Raw genomic sequence first — 17,119 nt, 5'->3', positions numbered from 1 at the left:
TTTGAAAACACCCCATGTCTGGTTCATCCGGTTTTCTGCGAACTTCCCACCTTTTCGACTGAGCTGAAAGGACCAACTTTCGGTATGTGCTGGCGTGAGCAAAGTGAACCTGCCTATAACACCGGGAACTTTCGATCCGGCACGACCTGCCGGACGCCTGGGGTCAAGGGGACTCATGAACCGTGAAATCACGACGAGTGACGCTACGAACACAATAGCGCACACACTGCAGGGATTCGGCGGATGAACTCGTCGATACCCGGACCTGTTCAGTGTGGACTCACCGTGGTCGTTCCGTGCTTCAACGAAGTCGACAACGTCGAGCCCTCATACCGGGAGATCATCGCCGAGTTGGGAAATCTCCCACTCGAACTGCTCTATGTGGACGACGGGAGCACGGACGGGACACTGGACGTCGTCCGCGCACTCGCGCACAGGGATCCCCGGGTGCGCTACGTGTCCTTCACCCGCAACTTCGGGTTCGAAGCCGCTTTTTCCGCGGGCTATCGCTACGCGGGGAAACCGTGGATCTTGCATATCGACGCCGACCAGCAGTTCCCCGCTTCCGAAGCGAAGAAATTGATCACCACGGCCGAGGAAGGGTACGACGCCGTTTTCGGCGTCCGGACCAATAGGCAAGATCCTTTACTGCGGCGCTGGGGCACCGCGGCCTTTCATTTTCTCGGCCGCCGCGTGCTGCGCATCGAGATCCCGCCCGGCGCGACCGCCTTCCGGCTGGTGCGCACGGAACTCGCCCGCGAGATCGTCGACCTCCGGCTGGGCACCCCCTACTTCCTCGCCACCGTGCCGAGGCTGACCAGCCGCTACACCACGGTCCCGGTGGCACACCGGGCCAGGGAACGCGGCGAGTCCAAAGTGGGCTTCGGTTTTCTGTCCTCGCACGCCATCGAGCTGTTCGTCGGCTTCACCCGGCGGTTGACGACGGTGGCGTCGTGCGCGGCGGTGCTGACCGCCGGGATCTCGGTGCTCGCCGGGATCGCGGCCGCCACCGGGCTTCTCGGCCTCAACGCCGCGTCGGCGCTGGAATTCGTCATGTTCGCCGTCCTGCTGACCGTGCTCGCGCTGACCGTCCGCTACCTGGTCGTGGTCGGCGCGGGGCAGCCGAGGCCACGGCAGTTCTACATCAGGGAAGCCAACTTCGCGGTCGACGAGGACGACCGGCTCTACGCCTCGGCCATGGCCGAGGTCCATCCTGGGGAAAGGCAAGCGGGAGTGAAGAACACCGAAGACACGGCGGCACCTCGGAGCCTGGTGATCCTGGGCGGGGCCGACGGTTCGGTCAGCACGTACCACCGGGCGCGGGAACTCGGGTTCCGCACCATCTGCGTCGACGTCCGCACGAGCGCGCCGGCGGCGGCGCTGGCCGACGAGTTCGTGCAGGTCAGTGTCCGCGCGCCGGAACAGATCGCGGCCGCGCTGGACGGCCGGGACGACATCGCCGGGGTGCTCTGCCCGGCCAGCGACGTCGGGCTGCCCACGCTCGCCTGGCTCACCAGGCACTGGAACCTGCCGGATCCGCTGCCCGAAGCCGCCGTCGCCGCTTCCGTCGACAAGTCCGTCTTCCGTGAGCTCTGCGACCGGCTGCGCCTGCCGACCTACCGCAGTGTCGGCGGGAAACCCGGACCGGACCTCGCCCTCGCCGCGCAGCAGCTGCGCTTCCCCACCCTGGTGAAACCGGTCGACTCCTCCGGGAGCCGCGGGGTCGTCTCGTGCGCGAGCCCCGGTGGCCTGGACACCGCGTTCAGCGAATCGCTCGCGTTCTCGCCGTCCGGGCGGCTCGTCGTCGAAGAACACCTCGACGGCTCGCATTACACGATCGAAGCGCTCGTGGTCGACGGCCGGATCGTGTTCCACGCGGTCACCCGGCGCACGCTCACCCCGCCGCCGTTCTTCGTGACGGCGTCCCATCTGCTGCCCGCCGGGCTGCCGCCGGTGGTCGATCGCGCGCTGCCGTTGATGCTGGCCGCGTTGTGCGCCGAACTCGGCTACCGCACCGGGCCGCTCACCCTCGACGCCGTCCTCGGCCGCGACGGGAAGTTCTACCTGATCGAAATGGGCGCCCGGATGGGCGGGAACGGCCTGGCCGAGGCGATCGAGCTCAGCACCGGCGTCGACCTGATCGCCGCGGGGATCGCCGCCGCGACCGGCGGCGAGGTCGTGCTCTCGCCGCGCGACCCGCGACCGACGCTCGTGCACATCCTCGCCTCGGACCGCGGCGGCCGGATCATCCGGATCGAAGGCACCGACGAGGTCCGCGCGATGCCCGCGGTGAGCAGCCTGGAACTGTTCGCGGAACAGGATTCCTTCGTCAAGCCGTACGAGCAGGCGGGCTACAAGATGGGCTACGCCGTGCTTTCGGCGCCGACCGTCCCGGCCGTGCTGGCGGCGGAGGACGAACTGCGCGGCACCCTGAAGTTCCTGCTCGACGAGCAGGGTCTGGCGGTACCGCTCCCTTGACCGGCACGTCGCTCACCGACGGCTCCGGCACCGCGTCGATCGCGGCGCCGAAACCGTCGACGGTGCTCCGGCTGCTCGCGGGCCGTGGCGCCTTCCGACTGGCGATCCAGGCCATGGGGCTGGTCCTGATCACGGCCTGGGGAGGACACGACTACGGCCGGTTCGCCACCGCGCTCGGGATGATGTCGTGGCTGAACTTCGTCCCGTCCGCGGCCGAGAAGTCGGCGCTGAAATGCCTGCCCCGACTCAAGACGACCCGGAACGCGGTGGCGGCGCTGGCGATCCGGATCGCCGTGGCACCGGTACTGGTGGTCCTGGCGGCGATGACGGTCGCGCTGGTGGTCGCCCCGCGTTCGGACGCGGCGCTGTACCTGACGGCCGCGGGCTGGGCGATCTCCGGCGGGCTGCTGATGACCGTCTCTGGTCTGCACCGCCTGCGTGGGAAGTCCACTTTGGACGCACTGGCCTTCAGCGCCGGGGCGGTGGTGGTCGGCGTCGTGACGGTGGGCACCTGGTTCGCGCGCTGGTCGCCGTTGACCCATCTCGTCTTGCTGCTCGGCGGAATCCTGCTCATCCTGGGCGCCTCCGCGGCGCTGCTGCCGAAGGAGTGGCTGCGCGCGGAAAGGATCGACGGTCACCGGCTCTGGCCCGCTTTCGGCCGCAGCACCGTGCTGCTCGGGATGACCGAGGTGCTGGACGTGCTGGCGACGTCGTCGGTCTTCGGGGTCCTCGCCCTGGCGGGCCGGACCGTCGACAGTGGACCGTTCTACGTCGCCTTGCTGGCCAGCAGCGCGTTCTGCTCGCTGCTGTTCTACCAGCTCAGGGTGCACCAGCCCACGGTCTCGGCGCGGATGCGCGGCAGCGGTGCGGCGGCGGGCCGGGCCCGGGCGGCGGAACTGCTCAAGCTGGTCGAACGGGGCTCGCTGGTCTTCCTCGTCCTGGTGGGGGTCGCGCTCGCGATCCCGGCGGCCCGCGCGGTGCTGACCGCCGAGGACACCGTCGGCGCGTACGTGGTGCTCGGCGTCTTCGTCCTGGTCGAAACGGTCCTGTTCGCAGTCCGGCTCTACGCGGGTTTCCTGATCGAGAACACCAACAGCAAGGTCCTCACCCTCACCGCGTCGGCCTCGATCGCCGGTCTGGTCGCCACTCCGCTGGCCGCCGCCGCGCTCGTCCCGGCGATGGGACCGGTCGGCGGATTCGCCGCCCTCGTCTTCGCCATCGGCACCCGGGCGGCCGTGCTCCGGCGGCTGCTGCGCCGCCACCATCCCGAACTCTGAACGTCGCACTGGAGAAGGAACATGTACGTACTGGGTATCAGCAGGGTCCACGATTCGGCGGCCGCGCTCGTGCGCGACGGCGAGATCATCGCGTTCGCCGAAGAGGAACGCTTCACCCGGGTGAAGCACGACGGGGGCTTCCCCGCCGAGGCGATCAAGTTCTGCCTGGAGCGCGGCGGGATCACGCTCGCCGACGTCGACCACGTCGCCTACTACTGGCAGCGCTGGCGCGAAGGCATCCACGCGGCGAAGGTGTTCGCGAAGTACTTCCCGGCGACGCTGGAGGTGTTCCGCAACCAGAACGGCGACGAGGGCGGCTCCTCGGCCGGCATGGTGGAGACGTTCAAAACCGGTGGCGGCAAAGGCGTCGACGACTACCACGTCGGTGGCGCGGTGCTCGCGCACATCAAGCGCTCCTTCACCCTCGAACGCGACGTGAAGGAGGCCGTGGGCTGGACCGGCCCGACGAAGTTCAAGACGCATCTGGTCGACCACCACAAGGCGCACGCCGCCAGCGGGTACTTCATCTCGCCGTGGGAGGAGTCCGCGGTGCTCACCTTCGACGGCATCGGCAGCGACGGGACAGCGACGTATCTGGGGCACGGCAAGGGAAACCGGATCATCGACATCCGGCGGATCAAGTTCCCGCACTCGCTCGGCGCGATGTACGCCGGTGTCACCGGCTATCTCGGCTTCTACCCGACCCGTGACGAGGGCAAGATCATGGGTCTGGCGCCGCTGGGCAAGGACACCTACGTCGACGCGTTCAAGCAGCTGATCCATCTCGACGACGACGGCGGGTACGAGCTCGAACTGGGCTTCTTCGGTCACCATCGCACCGGCAAGCACGTGATGTCGAAGAAGTTCACCGACCTGTTCGGCCCGGCGCGGCCCAAGACCCGCGTCACCGCCGAGAACCCGGTGCCGCAGCACTACTGCGACATCGCCTACGCCCTGCAGGTCACACTGGAAGAAGCCGGGCTGCATCTGGCGCGCTGGCTCCAACGGGAGACCGGGTCGCGGCGGCTGTGCGTCGCGGGCGGTGTCGCGCTGAACAGCGTGATGAACGGGCGGATCCTGCTGGAGACCCCGTTCGAGGACTTCTTCACCCAGCCCGCCGCGGCCGACGACGGCTGCGCGATCGGTTCGGCGCTGGAGGTGTCGGTCGGCAAGTACGGCAAGCCGCGTCCTCGCGACGGCTACACCTACACCGGCCCGGACTACACCGAGGCCGAGATGGAACTGGCCCTGCAGGACGCCGGTGTCCGGTACACCAAGGTCGACGACATCGCCGCGCACACCGCGAAGAAGATCTCCGAGGGCAAGATCATCGGCTGGGTGCAGGGCCGGATGGAATGCGGGCCGCGTGCACTCGGCAACCGCTCCCTGGTGGCCGACCCGCGCGATCCCGATTCGAAGACGCGGATGAACGAGAAGGTCAAGCACCGCGAGGCGTTCCGGCCGTTCGCGCCGTCGTGCCTGGCCGAACGCGCGGGCGACTGGTTCGTCAGCGACTACCCGTCGCCGGTCATGCTGCTGGTGTTCGACGTCCTGCCGGACAAACGCGACGAGGTCCCGGCCATCACCCACGTCGACGGGACCGCCCGCGTGCAGACGGTGAGCGAGCCGGACAACCCGCTGTACTACCGGATGATCAGCGAGTTCGAGAAGCTCACCGGGGTGCCGATGGTGGTCAACACCTCGTTCAACGACAACAACGAGCCGATCGTCGCCAGCCCGGCCGACGCGGTGGCCTGCTACCTGAAGACCGACGTCGACGCGCTCGCCCTCGGGCCGTTCTGGGCCGAGAAGGAGGATCTGTGACCGCCACGCTGCCCGAAACCACCGGGTGGGTGCCCGCGCTCTACCGGCGGCGAAAATGGCTGTGGCTGGTGGCCGCCGTCCCGGCCGTGGTGACCGCGCTGCTGATCATGGTGATCCTGCCGCCGGACCAGACGCTGGACAGCGTGGCGGACTGGGCGTTCAAGCTGTGCCCGTTCGTGTTCGCGGTCGCGACGGTGGCGCTCTTCCCGCGCACCAAATGGGGTCCCGCGCTGATCGTGCTCGCGGTGTTCGTCTACATGTCCTATCTGGACACCGAACTGGTGATGCGGATCCAGGCGTTCGCCAGGAACGCCGCCACCGACGAGGACGCCTTCCAGCCGGTGTACCAGTTCGAGCTGTTCGTCGTGACGTTCATCGTCCTGTTCGGACTGATGGCGTACCGCCTCGGCGGCGGCCGGACGGCGAACGTGCTCAAGGCCGGGATCGCGTCGATCCTGGTGGTGATCTCGGGCGCGAACGACCTGACGTTCTGGGCGCTCAACGACGTCTGGTCGGCCGGGACGAAGCCCACCGAACTGAAATGGGCCTCGCACATGATCGTGTTCCTCGGCGGTCCGCCGAGCGTCCCGGTCGCGGTGCTGTTCATGCTCGTTCACCTGGTGCTGGCGTCGATCGTGGTGGCGCTGCCGGTCGGCCGCTGGGTCGACCGGGCGCTGGGGCTCAGGTGAGCCGTCGCACCAGCCCGTCGGCCAGCAACCGCCCGCGATCGGTCAGCACGGCTCGCTCCTGACCGTCCAAAGCGGACTGATCCAGCAACCCTTCGGCGGCGGCGGCCCGGGCTTCGGCTCGGCCGTCGTCGTCGAGGGCGTCGAGCGGAAGTCCTTCGGACAGCCGGAGTTCCAGCATCACGCGTTCCAGGTGCCGGTCTTCCCCGGTCAGCAGTTCACGTCCGGCGGCCGGTGACTCACCGGCCGCGAGCGAGGCGGCGTACCGGGCCGGATGCTTGACGTTCCACCAGCGGACGCCGCCGACGTGGCTGTGCGCGCCGGGTCCGGCCCCCCACCAGTCGCCGCCGCGCCAGTAGCCGATGTTGTGCCGGCAGCGGGCTTCTCGAGACGTCGCCCAGTTCGACACCTCGTACCAGCGCAGACCCGCCGTGGCGAGGACGCGGTCGATCATCTCGTAGTCGGTGGCCAGCACGTCGTCGTCCGGCGCGGGCAGTTCGCCGCGGCGGATGCGGCGGGCGAGCGCGGTGCCCTCCTCGACGATCAGCGCGTACGCCGAGACGTGGTCGACGCCGGCGGCGAGCACCGCGTCCAGCGAGGCCTGGAGGTCTTCGATCCGCTCCCCCGGCGTGCCGTAGATGACGTCGAGGTTGACGTGCTCGAACCCGGCGGCTCGCGCCTCTTCGGCGGCTGCGACCGGACGGCCCGCGGTGTGCACGCGGTCGAGGATCTTCAGCACGTGCTGCGCGGCCGACTGCATGCCGAGCGAGATCCGGTTGTATCCGGCGTCACGGATGCCCGCGAAGAACTCGGGTGAGGTGGACTCCGGATTGGACTCGGTCGTCACCTCGGCGCCCGGCGCGAGGCCGAAGGTGTCGCGAACGGCGTCGAGGACGCTCCGGAGTCCGTCGGCGCCGAGAAGGGACGGCGTGCCTCCGCCGACGAAGACGGTGTCGACCGCGGGCGGCTTCCCGAGCACCCGCGCGGCGAGGTCGAACTCGCGCTTGAGGCCTTCGAGCCAGGACTGCGGCGACGAATCGCTGTCCAGCTCTCCGGCGGTGTAGGTGTTGAAGTCGCAGTAGCCGCAGCGGGTCGCGCAGAAGGGGACGTGCACGTAGACACCGAACGGCCGGGTGCCGAGTCCTTCCAGCGCGCTCTCGGGGAGCGCCGACTCGACGGGCGTGGTGGTTTCGGGCAGCAGAGCGGGCACACCCCAGTGTCCCCCACGCCGTGAAGGCCTCCTTCCCCGGGGAAAGAGGCCTTCACGGAACGTGCTGTCGGTCAGGCCAGCCCGTTCGCGGCCAGCCACTCCGGGGACGGCGGGATCGGCTCGATGATGTCGATCAGGAAGCCGTTGAGGTCCTCGATGTAGAAGTGCCGCTGACCGAATTCCTCGTCCACGAGCTCCGTGACGATCTTGACCCCTTCTCCGCGCAGCCGCTCGTACTCGGCCGCCGCGTCGGCGACCATCAGCCCGACCATCGACCCGGCGGGCTCCTGCGCCCGCCAGGGCTCCGGCGTGGCCTTGTGGCCGCGCTTCGCGAAGCTCATCTCGTAGCCCGGCACTCCGACGTTGAGGCTGGAGAACCAGTCGAGCTCGATCGTCACCGTCAACCGCAGGTGCCGCTTCCACCAGGCGGTGGTCTCGGCGATGTCGTCGACGAGCACACAGGCACCGAAACCGCTGAGTTGCATCTGGTGTTTCCTCCCAGTTCGAACCACTTGATGTGTAGTACTATAAGCACAGTGGTTTGACGAAGGCAAGGAGAATGTTCCGATGCGACAGAACCCGGAGCGCCGGACAGCGCTCACCGACGCCGCCATCGCCGTCCTCGCCCGCGAGGGCGCGCGCGGGCTGACCTACCGCGCCGTGGACGTCGAGGCGGACGTCCCGCCGGGGACGACGTCCAACTACTTCCGCAACCGGGACCAGCTGCTCGGCGAGGTCGGCGTCCGCGTGCAGGAACGACTGTCGGCACCGGCCGAGGTGATGGCGAACCCGCAGGCGGAGTCCCCGTCCCACGACCGGGTCGGCGTCCTGCTCGGCGAACTCATGGGACGGCTGACCGGCCATCGCGAGCCTTATCTCGCCTTGCTCGAACTCCGGCTCGAAGCCACCCGGCGCCCGGATCTTTCGGCCGCGTTGACCAAGACCGTCCGCGAGGGCATCGACATGAGCGTCGACTGGCACGTCGCCGCGGGGATGCCGGGCGGGCGCGCCGAGGTGCTCCTGATGTACCTCGCGCTGACCGGGCTCACCGTCGAGCGGCTCACCCTCCCGGAGGTGCTCGCGGACGTTTCCGACGAAGACGTCATCCGCGTCATCGTGGACCGCGTCCTGCCTTCTTGAGCCTTGCGCGTTCTGCGTCACAGTGCCGTCGACGAAGTCGGGCTTGACCTTCAAAACAGGCATCTGACCTGCAGAAACAGTCGACTTCGGACCCTGTTCCCAGCATTCGGACCGGCCTAGACCACATAGTGGGCGCGTGGCACGCTGAAGAAATGACCCGCGCCGGAATCACCCTCGTGGCCCGCCGCCACGTGGATCTCCGTCGCGTGGCGAGCGCGCTCTGTGCGACGAACCGCTGACTCCCCGCCACCACCACGATCAGCCGGAGGATTCCCATGTCGTCGCCCACGCGCGAGACCCCTGCCCGCACGCCCCGGGTCAAACAGAAACGAGGCGAGGGACAGTGGGCACTGGGCTACCGCGAACCGCTCAACCCCAACGAGCGGTCCAAGAAGGATGACAACCCGCTCAACGTCCGGGCGCGGATCGAGAACATCTACGCCCGCGGCGGGTTCGACTCGATCGACCCCGGTGACCTCCGGGGCCGGTTCCGCTGGTTCGGCCTCTACACCCAGCGCAAGCCCGGGATCGACGGCGGCCGCACCGCGACGCTGGAGCCCGAAGAGCTCGACGACCGCTACTTCATGCTGCGGGTCCGGCTCGACGGCGGCGCGCTGACCACCGAGCAGCTCGCCGTGCTCGCCGAGATCTCCCAGACCCACGCGCGCGACACCGCCGACATCACCGACCGGCAGAACATCCAGTACCACTGGATCCAGATCGAGGACGTCCCGACGATCTGGGCGAAGCTGGAGAAGGCCGGGATGACCACATTGGAGGCGTGCGGCGACAGCCCGCGCGTCATCCTCGGCTCCCCCGTCGCCGGCATCTCCGCCGACGAGATCATCGACGGCACGCCCGCGATCGACGAGATCAAGCGCCGCTACATCGGCGACCCGCGCTACTCGAACCTGCCACGCAAGTTCAAGACCGCGGTCTCCGGACAGCAGGACGTCGCGCACGAGATCAACGACATCGCCTTCGTCGGCGTGAACCACCCCGAACACGGCCCCGGCTTCGACCTCTGGGTCGGCGGTGGGCTGTCCACCAACCCGATGATCGGGCAGCGCCTCGGCGCCTGGGTCCCGCTCGACGAGGTCCCGGACGTCTGGGAAGGCGTGATCAGCGTCTTCCGTGACTACGGCTACCGCCGGCTTCGCGCCCGCGCCCGGATCAAGTTCCTGGTGAAGGACTGGGGTGCCGAGAAGTTCCGCCAGGTGCTGGAAGACGAGTACCTCAAGCGCAAGCTGACCGACGGCCCCGCGCCCGAGGTGCCCGCGACCCAGATCGACCACGTGGGCGTGCACCCGCAGATCGACGGCAAGTTCTACGTCGGCGCCGCCCCGGTCGCCGGTCGCGTCTCCGGGGCCACCCTGCTGGCGGTCGCCAAGGCCGCCGAGCGGGCCGGGTCGAACCGGGTCCGCCTGACCCCGCACCAGAAACTCGTGGTCCTCGACGTCCCCGAGGCCGAGGTGAGCGGGCTGAAGACCGAACTGGCCGACCTGGGCCTGCAGACCGAGCCGTCGCCGTGGCGGCGCGGGGTGATGGCCTGCACCGGCCTGGAGTTCTGCAAACTCGCGATCGTCGAGACGAAGGCGCGCGCGATCGAACTGGTCACCGACCTGGAAAAGCGCCTCGCCGACATCCAGGCCGAGATCGAGAACCCGGTCACCGTGCACCTCAACGGCTGCCCGAACTCCTGCGCCCGCGTCCAGACCGCCGACATCGGGCTCAAGGGCCAGATCGTCACCGACGACGACGGCAACCAGGTCGAAGGCTTCCAGGTGCACCTCGGCGGCGGCCTCGGCCTGGACGCCGGGTTCGGCCGGAAACTGCGCGGGCACAAGGTGACCGCGTCGGAGCTGACCGCGTACGTCGAACGGGTCGTGCGGGCGTACGTCGCCGGCCGCGAATCCGGCGAGCGGTTCGCCCAGTGGGTCCTGCGCGCCGACGAAGGCCTCTTGCAATGACCGAGCGGGCGACGCCGTACTACTGCCCTTTCTGTGGCGATGAAGACCTGCGTCCCGAGGAGGGCGGCTCCTGGCTGTGCTCGGGCTGCCGCCGGGTCTTCACCGTGAAGTTCCTCGGACTGTCCTTCCCGGAGGTGTCACCAGGATGACCGCCACTGCCGACTACAAGACCCTCGCCGAACGAGCCTCGAAAGAGCTCGCGGAGGCGACCGCGACCGAGGCCCTGCGCTGGACCGCGGAGACGTTCGGCGACGACTTCATCGTCGCGTCGAACATGCAGGACGCCGTCCTCATCGATCTGGCGACCCAGGTCAAACCCGACGTCGACGTGCTGTTCCTGCAGACCGGCTATCACTTCCCGGAGACCATCGGCACCCGTGACGCGGTGCAGGCGGTCTATCCCGGCGTGCGGATCGTCAACGCCGAGGCCGCGCAGAGCGTCGCCGAACAGGACGCGGAGTACGGCCCGAAACTGCACGAGCGCGACCCGAACCAGTGCTGCCACCTCCGCAAGGTCGTGCCGCTGCGGAACACACTCGCCAAGTACTCGGCGTGGGTGACCGGCGTCCGCCGCGTCGACGCGCCGACCCGGGCGGACACCCCGATCATCACCTGGGACGACCGCAACGGGCTGGTGAAGATCAACCCGATCGCCCCCTGGTCGGACGACGAGTTCAACGGCTACATCAGCGAACACGGGATCCTCGAGAACCCGTTGGTGTCCATCGGTTATCTGTCGATCGGCTGTGCGCCGTGCACCGCGAAGGTCGCACCGGGTCAGGACCCGCGCAGCGGCCGCTGGGCCGGGCAGGGGAAGACCGAATGCGGCCTGCACGGGTGAGAAGGGACGAAATGACCACGCTCGAACCGGCCACTGACGCCGCCACCGACAACCTGGCGGCATTGGAATCCGAGGCCATCCACATCTTCCGCGAGGTGGCGGGTGAGTTCGACCGGCCGGTGATCCTGTTCTCCGGCGGCAAGGACTCGACGCTCCTGCTGCACCTGGCGATCAAGGCTTTCTGGCCCGCCCCGGTGCCGTTCCCGTTGCTGCACGTGGACACCGGGCACAACTTCGACGAGGTCATCGACTTCCGCGACCGCGTGGTCGAGCAGCACGGGCTCCGGCTGGTCGTGGCGAAGGTCCAGGACTGGATCGACGACGGCAGGCTCGAAGAGCGCGCCGACGGGATGCGCAACCCGCTGCAGACCACGCCGCTGCTCGACACGATCGCCGAGAACAAGTTCGACGCCGTCTTCGGCGGCGGACGCCGCGACGAGGAACGTGCCCGCGCCAAGGAACGGATCTTCAGCCTGCGCAACGCTTTCGGTCAGTGGGAGCCGCGGCGGCAGCGCCCCGAACTGTGGAACCTGTACAACGGCAGGCACCGCCCCGGCGAGCAGGTCCGCGTCTTCCCGCTGTCCAACTGGACCGAGGCGGACGTCTGGAACTACATCGCGCGGGAGAAGGTCGAACTGCCGTCGATCTACTACGCGCACCGGCGCGAGGTCTACCAGCGCGATGGCATGTGGTTGGCCGAGGGCCCGTGGGGCGGGCCGCGGCCGGACGAGGTCGTCCAAGAACTGACCGTGCGCTACCGGACCGTCGGCGACGGCTCGTGCACGGGCGCCATCGAATCGACCGCCGCCACGGTGGACGAGGTCATCGCCGAGGTTTCGGCCTCCCGGCTCACCGAACGCGGCGCCACCCGCGCCGACGACCGGATGTCGGAAGCCGCGATGGAAGACCGCAAGCGGGAAGGGTACTTCTGATGTCCAGCCTCCTCAGGCTCGCGACCGCGGGCAGTGTGGACGACGGGAAGTCGACCCTGGTCGGGCGCCTCCTGTACGACACCAAGTCCGTCCTCGCCGACCAACTGGACGCGGTCACCCGCGCCAGTGTCGACAAAGGACTGTCCACTCCGGACCTCTCGCTGCTCGTGGACGGCCTGCGCTCGGAACGCGAGCAGGGCATCACGATCGACGTGGCATACCGGTATTTCGCGACGCCGAAGCGCAGTTTCGTGCTCGCGGACACCCCCGGGCACGTGCAGTACACGCGGAACACGGTGACCGGGGCGTCCACCGCGCAACTGGCCGTGCTGCTGGTCGACGCGCGCAAGGGCGTCATCGAGCAGACCCGCCGCCACGCCGCGGTGCTCGCCCTGCTGGGCGTCCCGAACCTGGTGCTGGCGGTGAACAAGATCGACCTCGTCGGCTACGACGAGGCGACGTTCACCGTGATCGCCGAGGAGTTCGCCGAGCACGCCGCGTCCCTCGGCTACGAACGGGGTTCCGTGCTCGCGGTGCCGGTTTCCGCGCTGGTGGGCGACAACGTGGCGGAGAAGTCGGACAAGACCCCGTGGTACTCCGGCCCGACCCTGCTGGAGCATCTGGAAACCGTGCCCGTGGCGCCGGATCCGCACGATTCGGCGTTCCGGTTCCCGGTGCAGTACGTGATCCGGCCGCGCACGGCCGACCACCCCGACTACCGCGGGTACGCGGGGCAGATCGCGGCGGGCACCGTCCGGCCGGGCGACGAGATCGTCGTGCTCCCGCAAGGCCTCCGCAGCCGGGTCGAGGGCATCGACACCGCCGACGGGCCGCTCGCCGAAGCCGGCGCGGGCACTTCGGTGACCCTGTTGCTCGCGGACGACCTCGACATCTCGCGGGGCGACCTGATCGCCGCCGCCGACCGGCAGCCGACGGTGACCGACGAGATCACCGCGACCCTGTGCTGGCTCTCGGCCAAGGCGCTCAAACCGGGCGCGCGGGTGCTGGTGAAGCACGGCACACGCACGGTGCAGGCACTGGTCGGCGAGCTCCACGCCCGGTTCGACGAGCAGACGTTGTCCAGTGTGGACGATCCGGCTACCTTGGAGCTCAACGACATCGGCAGGGCGACGTTGAGGCTGGCCGAAGAGATCGGCGTGGACGACTACGGCGTCAGCCCGCGGACGGGCGCGTTCCTGGTCATCGACCCGAAGGACGGCGACACCCTCGCCGCCGGACTCGTCGGCGAAAGGTTCGCATGACCCCACGCCAGACCCCAAGCTCCACTCCGCCACTGGTCGCCGTCGCCCACGGCAGCCGCGATCCGCGGTCCGCCGCGACCATCCGCGCCCTGCTCGACGTCTCCCGCGGGCTGGCACCGGGTCTCGACATCCGCGAGTCCTTCCTGGACCTTTCGGAACCGTTGCTGACCGATGCCTTGCGCGGGCTGTACGCCGAGGGACATCGCGAGGTCGTCGTGGTACCGCTGCTGCTCGGCGTCGCGTACCACGCCCGGGTCGACCTGCCCGCGCTCGTCGCCGAGGTGACCGCGGACTGTCCCGGCCTCGACGTGCGGGTTTCCGGGGTGCTGGGCATCGACCCGCTCATCGAGACGGTCGCGCTGGACCGGCTCACCGAGGCGGGCGCCGACCTCGACGATCCCAGCCTGGGTGTCCTGCTCGCCGGGGTCGGCTCGTCGAACGTCGCGGCGAACGACGCGGTCGCCGGGATCACCACCCGCTGGCACCTGCGTCGCGGACTGCTCGCGACACCGGCCTTCGCCAGCGCCGCGCAGCCGGACGTGCCCGCCGCGATCGCGCGGTTGCGGCTCAACGGCGCTCAGCGGCTCGCGGTCGCTGGCTGGTTCCTCGCGCCGGGGCTGCTGCCGGACCGGATCGCACGCCTGGCCCGCGAAGCCGACCCGTCGGTGATCGTCGCCGGGCCGCTCGGACCGGATCCGCGGATCGCCGGGCTCGTCCTGGAACGCTACGACGTCGCGGCGGCCCGGCTCGCCGCCTGATCATTCATCGACTGAGTAGCACGGCCTGTCCCGTTCGGACACTTGATGCCGATCATCGGTGGATCTCATTCCCAGTTCCGTGACGCCCCGCGTATGGGAACGGAGATTTCTTGACGAGTTACTTAACTTGCCGGTAACTCTCTAAACGCTGCGCAGCTCCCTTTCTCCCCCATCGAACCCCCTGGTAGGTGGAACATGAAGGCTGCCATCCGTGCCCTCGTCTGCGCTTCGGCCGTGCTCGTCTCGCTGGCCGGTCTAGCCGCCCCGGCTTCGGCCGCGACGACCGTCGTCTTCGACTGCGAGGCGAAGCCGCCGCTCGTCGGCAACAAGTACCTCAAACTGAACCAGGACGCCGACGTCACCGCGCCGGCCACCGTCGCGCCCGGTGCCGCGCTCGACGTCGTCATCGACCCGGCGGCCAACACCGTCCCGGCCGAGGTGAGCGGCTACAAGGTCAAGAACATCAAGGACTTCTCCCTGAAGATCCCGATCCCGGCGAACTCGACCTGGGTCGGCGCCGACCTCGCGGGCGGCTCGGGCATCGGTTCGACTCCGCCGAAGATCACCGTCTCGGGCAGCGTCGCGACGCTGAGCTTCCCCGGCCCGATCGCGGGCGGCTCGACGTTCGAACTGCCGACCGTGACCGCGCACCTCACCGCGGGCTCGTCCGGCACCATCGAGACGAAGCTGGGCGGCACCAGCTACGCCGACCCGGGCCTGACGTTCACCGCCGTGGTCAGCGCTGGCTTCGACGTTTCGGCGCCGACGGCCTGTTTCCCCAACCCGAGCCCGACCTTCACCACGACGACCATCGGCTGAGCAGCGCCTGCGCCACCACCCGCCATGGTGGCGCAGGCCACTGCCCGGCCCGACTTCGCCCGTGCGAAGGTGGGGCATGGCTGACGAACTGGTGCACTACGACGTGGTGGGCGGCACCGCCACGATCACCTTGGACTCCCCGCACAACCGCAACGCGCTCTCCGCCCAGCTGCGGCGTGAACTGAGCGAGTCGCTGGACAAGGCGCAGACCGACGACGCGGTACGGGTCATCGTGCTCACCCACACCGGGCCGGTGTTCTGTGCGGGCATGGATCTCAAGGAGGCCCGCGGCGCCGGTGCGGGCGACCAGGGCGTCAACGAGTTCCCGAAGATCCTCGAACAGCTGTGGACCAGCCCCAAGCCTGTCGTGGCGAAGCTGGCGGGCCCCGCGCGGGCGGGCGGCATCGGCATGGTGGCCGCGACCGACATCGCCGTCGCCGTGCACGAAGCGACCTTCGCCTTCTCCGAGGTGCGGATCGGCGTCGTGCCCGCCGTCATCTCGCTCACCGTGCTGCCGCGGCTCAACGCCCGCGCCGCCCACGAGCTGTTCCTGACCGGCGACACCTTCGACGCGAAGCGCGCCGTCGAGATCGGCCTGCTGAACTCGTCCGTCTCCGCCGACGAGCTCGACGGCGAGGTCGCCCGCTACGTCAAGGCGCTCGCCCTCGGCGGCCCGAAAGCGCTCGCGGCGACGAAGGACCTGCTCAGCAAGCCCCGCCCTGCGACACCCGGCGAAGGCTTCGAGGCTATGAACAAGCTGTCCGCCGGGTTCTTCGCGAGCGAAGAGGGCCAGGAGGGCATCACGGCTTTCGCGCAGAAGCGCAAGCCGAACTGGGTCCCCGAGGACTAGGACACGGCCTAATCAGGCAGGACGACGGTGAGGCGCCGGGAGTCCGTCCGATCCCCGGACGGACCCAGCGCCCGCTGCGCGTCCGAAAGCACGCTCCGGACAGCCAGGTAGGCCTTCGGGTCGCGGTCCTTGAGCACCGAGGAACCGGACCAGATCAGCACGTGCTCCCCCGCCGGGAGCCAGGACAGGTCGGTGAGGCAGTCGTAGAGCGCGTCGAGGTTCTTCCCGAAGTAGTCGGGGAAGGACAGGGCTTCGGCGATCGCGTCGAGCGCGGAGGCCTTGTCGACCGTCCGCGTGCCGTCGATCAGGTGCGGATACGCGCCCCGGGCGAACGCCTTGTCCGCCGCGTCCTTGCCCGCGCTCATCGGCTGGGGTCCACTACGACGAAGGACTTGTAGTGGTCTTCGGTGTAGTACAGCTCCTTGCCGGTGCCGGTCACCAGCCGCCTCGCCCCGCGATCCGGGCTGCCCGGCGTCTTGACCGTGTACTCCCGGTAGTAGCCGGAATCCTTGGCGGGCAGGACCTTCTCCCGGTTCTGGAAGGTGACGTCGTCATTGCGCGGATACGGGTACGGCCCGCCCGCGGTGATGAGCTTCCAGGTGTCGGAGGCCTGCGACGGCAACCCCGTGAGCGGTTTGACCGGGAGACCGGACTCCTCGCCCGCGACCTTGCCCTTGGCCGCGCCCGACGGTTTGGGCTGGGCTGACGAACTCGCCGGAGCCGAGGAGCTCTTCGTGTCGTCACCGCTGATGCCGTCCTTGACGAACCAGCCTGCGAGCACCAGCACGATCAGGCCGATCAGGGCGGCGGTGATCCGCCTACGGTTGAACATGGTTCGCCAGCTTAGGAGGACCGGTCGGAGTCGTTCGCATCGCGGGCCGCGCCGAAGACCCGGGCGACCTTCCCGAAGAGCGCGTCGAGCAACCAGGCCGCGACCAGGCACAGCGGCACCACAACCACCATGACCAGTACGAACTGCACGGGAAACGGGGCCTGCGCGAGCCACAGCTCGACGCCGTCCCACCAGTCAGCAAGCCCGTTGAACACCCGGTAAGCCTACGCTCGTGGGCCA

19 protein-coding genes are annotated in these 17,119 nt (G+C 69.0%); 14 read left to right on the top strand and 5 right to left on the bottom strand.

The features are described from left to right. Positions 1–285 precede the first annotated feature (285 nt). Genes B0293_RS44825 through B0293_RS38470 form a run of 4 tightly spaced genes read left to right on the top strand, consistent with a single transcriptional unit; the run spans position 286 to position 6,268 of the window. Positions 286–2,478: a glycosyltransferase gene (locus B0293_RS44825; RefSeq protein WP_322789254.1), complete on the top strand. Its 2,193-nt coding sequence runs from the start codon at positions 286–288 to the stop codon at positions 2,476–2,478. Further along, positions 2,475–3,755 carry a hypothetical protein gene (locus B0293_RS38480; protein ID WP_005158668.1) on the top strand — a complete coding sequence of 427 codons (1,281 nt, stop codon included), beginning with the start codon at positions 2,475–2,477 and terminating at the stop codon, positions 3,753–3,755. Before B0293_RS44825 ends, B0293_RS38480 begins: the two co-directional genes overlap by 4 nt. Before the next feature lie 21 nt (positions 3,756–3,776). After that, on the top strand, positions 3,777–5,579 hold the full coding sequence (locus B0293_RS38475) for a carbamoyltransferase family protein (protein WP_005158666.1): 1,803 nt from the start codon (positions 3,777–3,779) through the stop codon (positions 5,577–5,579). After that, positions 5,576–6,268 (top strand): hypothetical protein, encoded by a 693-nt coding sequence (locus B0293_RS38470; RefSeq protein WP_005158664.1) that lies wholly within the window; start codon positions 5,576–5,578, stop codon positions 6,266–6,268. Before B0293_RS38475 ends, B0293_RS38470 begins: the two co-directional genes overlap by 4 nt. On the opposite strand, the gene hemW is transcribed toward B0293_RS38470, so the two are convergent. Both hemW and B0293_RS38460 read right to left on the bottom strand, forming a co-directional pair. After that, positions 6,261–7,475, bottom strand: a complete 1,215-nt coding sequence (gene hemW / locus B0293_RS38465; protein ID WP_005158657.1) for a radical SAM family heme chaperone HemW — start codon at positions 7,473–7,475, stop codon at positions 6,261–6,263. The genes B0293_RS38470 and hemW overlap by 8 nt on opposite strands. 71 nt (positions 7,476–7,546) lie before the next feature. Further along, positions 7,547–7,960, bottom strand: coding sequence for a VOC family protein (locus tag B0293_RS38460; protein WP_005158655.1), 414 nt, complete (start codon positions 7,958–7,960; stop codon positions 7,547–7,549). An 82-nt stretch (positions 7,961–8,042) separates the two neighbouring features. Between B0293_RS38460 and B0293_RS38455 the strand changes: the two genes are divergently transcribed. The 10 genes from B0293_RS38455 to B0293_RS38415 all read left to right on the top strand — a co-directional run bounded on the left by B0293_RS38455 (position 8,043) and on the right by B0293_RS38415 (position 16,047). After that, the gene (locus tag B0293_RS38455; protein ID WP_005158652.1) at positions 8,043–8,615 is read left to right on the top strand and encodes a TetR/AcrR family transcriptional regulator; all 573 of its coding nucleotides are present in this window, start codon (positions 8,043–8,045) and stop codon (positions 8,613–8,615) included. 152 nt (positions 8,616–8,767) lie between these two features. Beyond that, on the top strand, positions 8,768–8,854 hold the full coding sequence (locus B0293_RS44965; RefSeq protein WP_360907593.1) for a putative leader peptide: 87 nt from the start codon (positions 8,768–8,770) through the stop codon (positions 8,852–8,854). Between the two features lie 36 nt (positions 8,855–8,890). After that, on the top strand, positions 8,891–10,585 hold the full coding sequence (locus tag B0293_RS38450) for a nitrite/sulfite reductase (protein ID WP_005158650.1): 1,695 nt from the start codon (positions 8,891–8,893) through the stop codon (positions 10,583–10,585). Beyond that, positions 10,582–10,734, top strand: coding sequence for an eL43 family ribosomal protein (locus B0293_RS38445; protein WP_005158649.1), 153 nt, complete (start codon positions 10,582–10,584; stop codon positions 10,732–10,734). The genes B0293_RS38450 and B0293_RS38445 overlap by 4 nt, the downstream gene beginning before the upstream one ends. After that, positions 10,731–11,426 (top strand): phosphoadenylyl-sulfate reductase, encoded by a 696-nt coding sequence (locus B0293_RS38440; RefSeq protein ID WP_005158647.1) that lies wholly within the window; start codon positions 10,731–10,733, stop codon positions 11,424–11,426. Before B0293_RS38445 ends, B0293_RS38440 begins: the two co-directional genes overlap by 4 nt. An 11-nt stretch (positions 11,427–11,437) precedes the next feature. Further along, positions 11,438–12,358, top strand: a complete 921-nt coding sequence (cysD, locus tag B0293_RS38435) for a sulfate adenylyltransferase subunit CysD (protein ID WP_039918307.1) — start codon at positions 11,438–11,440, stop codon at positions 12,356–12,358. Then, the gene (locus B0293_RS38430) at positions 12,358–13,620 is read left to right on the top strand and encodes a sulfate adenylyltransferase subunit 1 (RefSeq protein WP_005158643.1); all 1,263 of its coding nucleotides are present in this window, start codon (positions 12,358–12,360) and stop codon (positions 13,618–13,620) included. Before cysD ends, B0293_RS38430 begins: the two co-directional genes overlap by 1 nt. Beyond that, positions 13,617–14,378, top strand: coding sequence for a sirohydrochlorin chelatase (locus B0293_RS38425; RefSeq protein ID WP_005158641.1), 762 nt, complete (start codon positions 13,617–13,619; stop codon positions 14,376–14,378). Before B0293_RS38430 ends, B0293_RS38425 begins: the two co-directional genes overlap by 4 nt. Before the next feature lie 195 nt (positions 14,379–14,573). Then, a complete protein-coding gene (locus B0293_RS38420) occupies positions 14,574–15,197 on the top strand; it encodes a hypothetical protein (RefSeq protein WP_005158639.1) in 624 nt (207 codons plus the stop codon). A gap of 76 nt (positions 15,198–15,273) precedes the next feature. Further along, positions 15,274–16,047: an enoyl-CoA hydratase-related protein gene (locus B0293_RS38415; RefSeq protein ID WP_005158637.1), complete on the top strand. Its 774-nt coding sequence runs from the start codon at positions 15,274–15,276 to the stop codon at positions 16,045–16,047. A gap of 8 nt (positions 16,048–16,055) precedes the next feature. On the opposite strand, the gene B0293_RS38410 is transcribed toward B0293_RS38415, so the two are convergent. The 3 genes from B0293_RS38410 to B0293_RS38400 are packed head-to-tail and all read right to left on the bottom strand — an operon-like array spanning position 16,056 to position 17,094. Then, entirely contained in the window at positions 16,056–16,412 is a 357-nt protein-coding gene (locus B0293_RS38410; protein WP_005158635.1) for a barstar family protein, read from the bottom strand. Further along, the gene (locus tag B0293_RS38405) at positions 16,409–16,879 is read right to left on the bottom strand and encodes a ribonuclease domain-containing protein (protein ID WP_005158633.1); all 471 of its coding nucleotides are present in this window, start codon (positions 16,877–16,879) and stop codon (positions 16,409–16,411) included. Before B0293_RS38405 ends, B0293_RS38410 begins: the two co-directional genes overlap by 4 nt. Before the next feature lie 11 nt (positions 16,880–16,890). Beyond that, positions 16,891–17,094 carry a hypothetical protein gene (locus B0293_RS38400; protein ID WP_005158630.1) on the bottom strand — a complete coding sequence of 68 codons (204 nt, stop codon included), beginning with the start codon at positions 17,092–17,094 and terminating at the stop codon, positions 16,891–16,893. Between the last annotated feature and the right edge of the window lie 25 nt (positions 17,095–17,119).

It is taken from the genome of Amycolatopsis azurea DSM 43854, assembly GCF_001995215.1.
In the GTDB taxonomy this organism is placed as follows: Bacteria; Actinomycetota; Actinomycetes; order Mycobacteriales; family Pseudonocardiaceae; genus Amycolatopsis; species Amycolatopsis azurea.
This window is presented reverse-complemented; position numbering and strand designations above follow the sequence as displayed.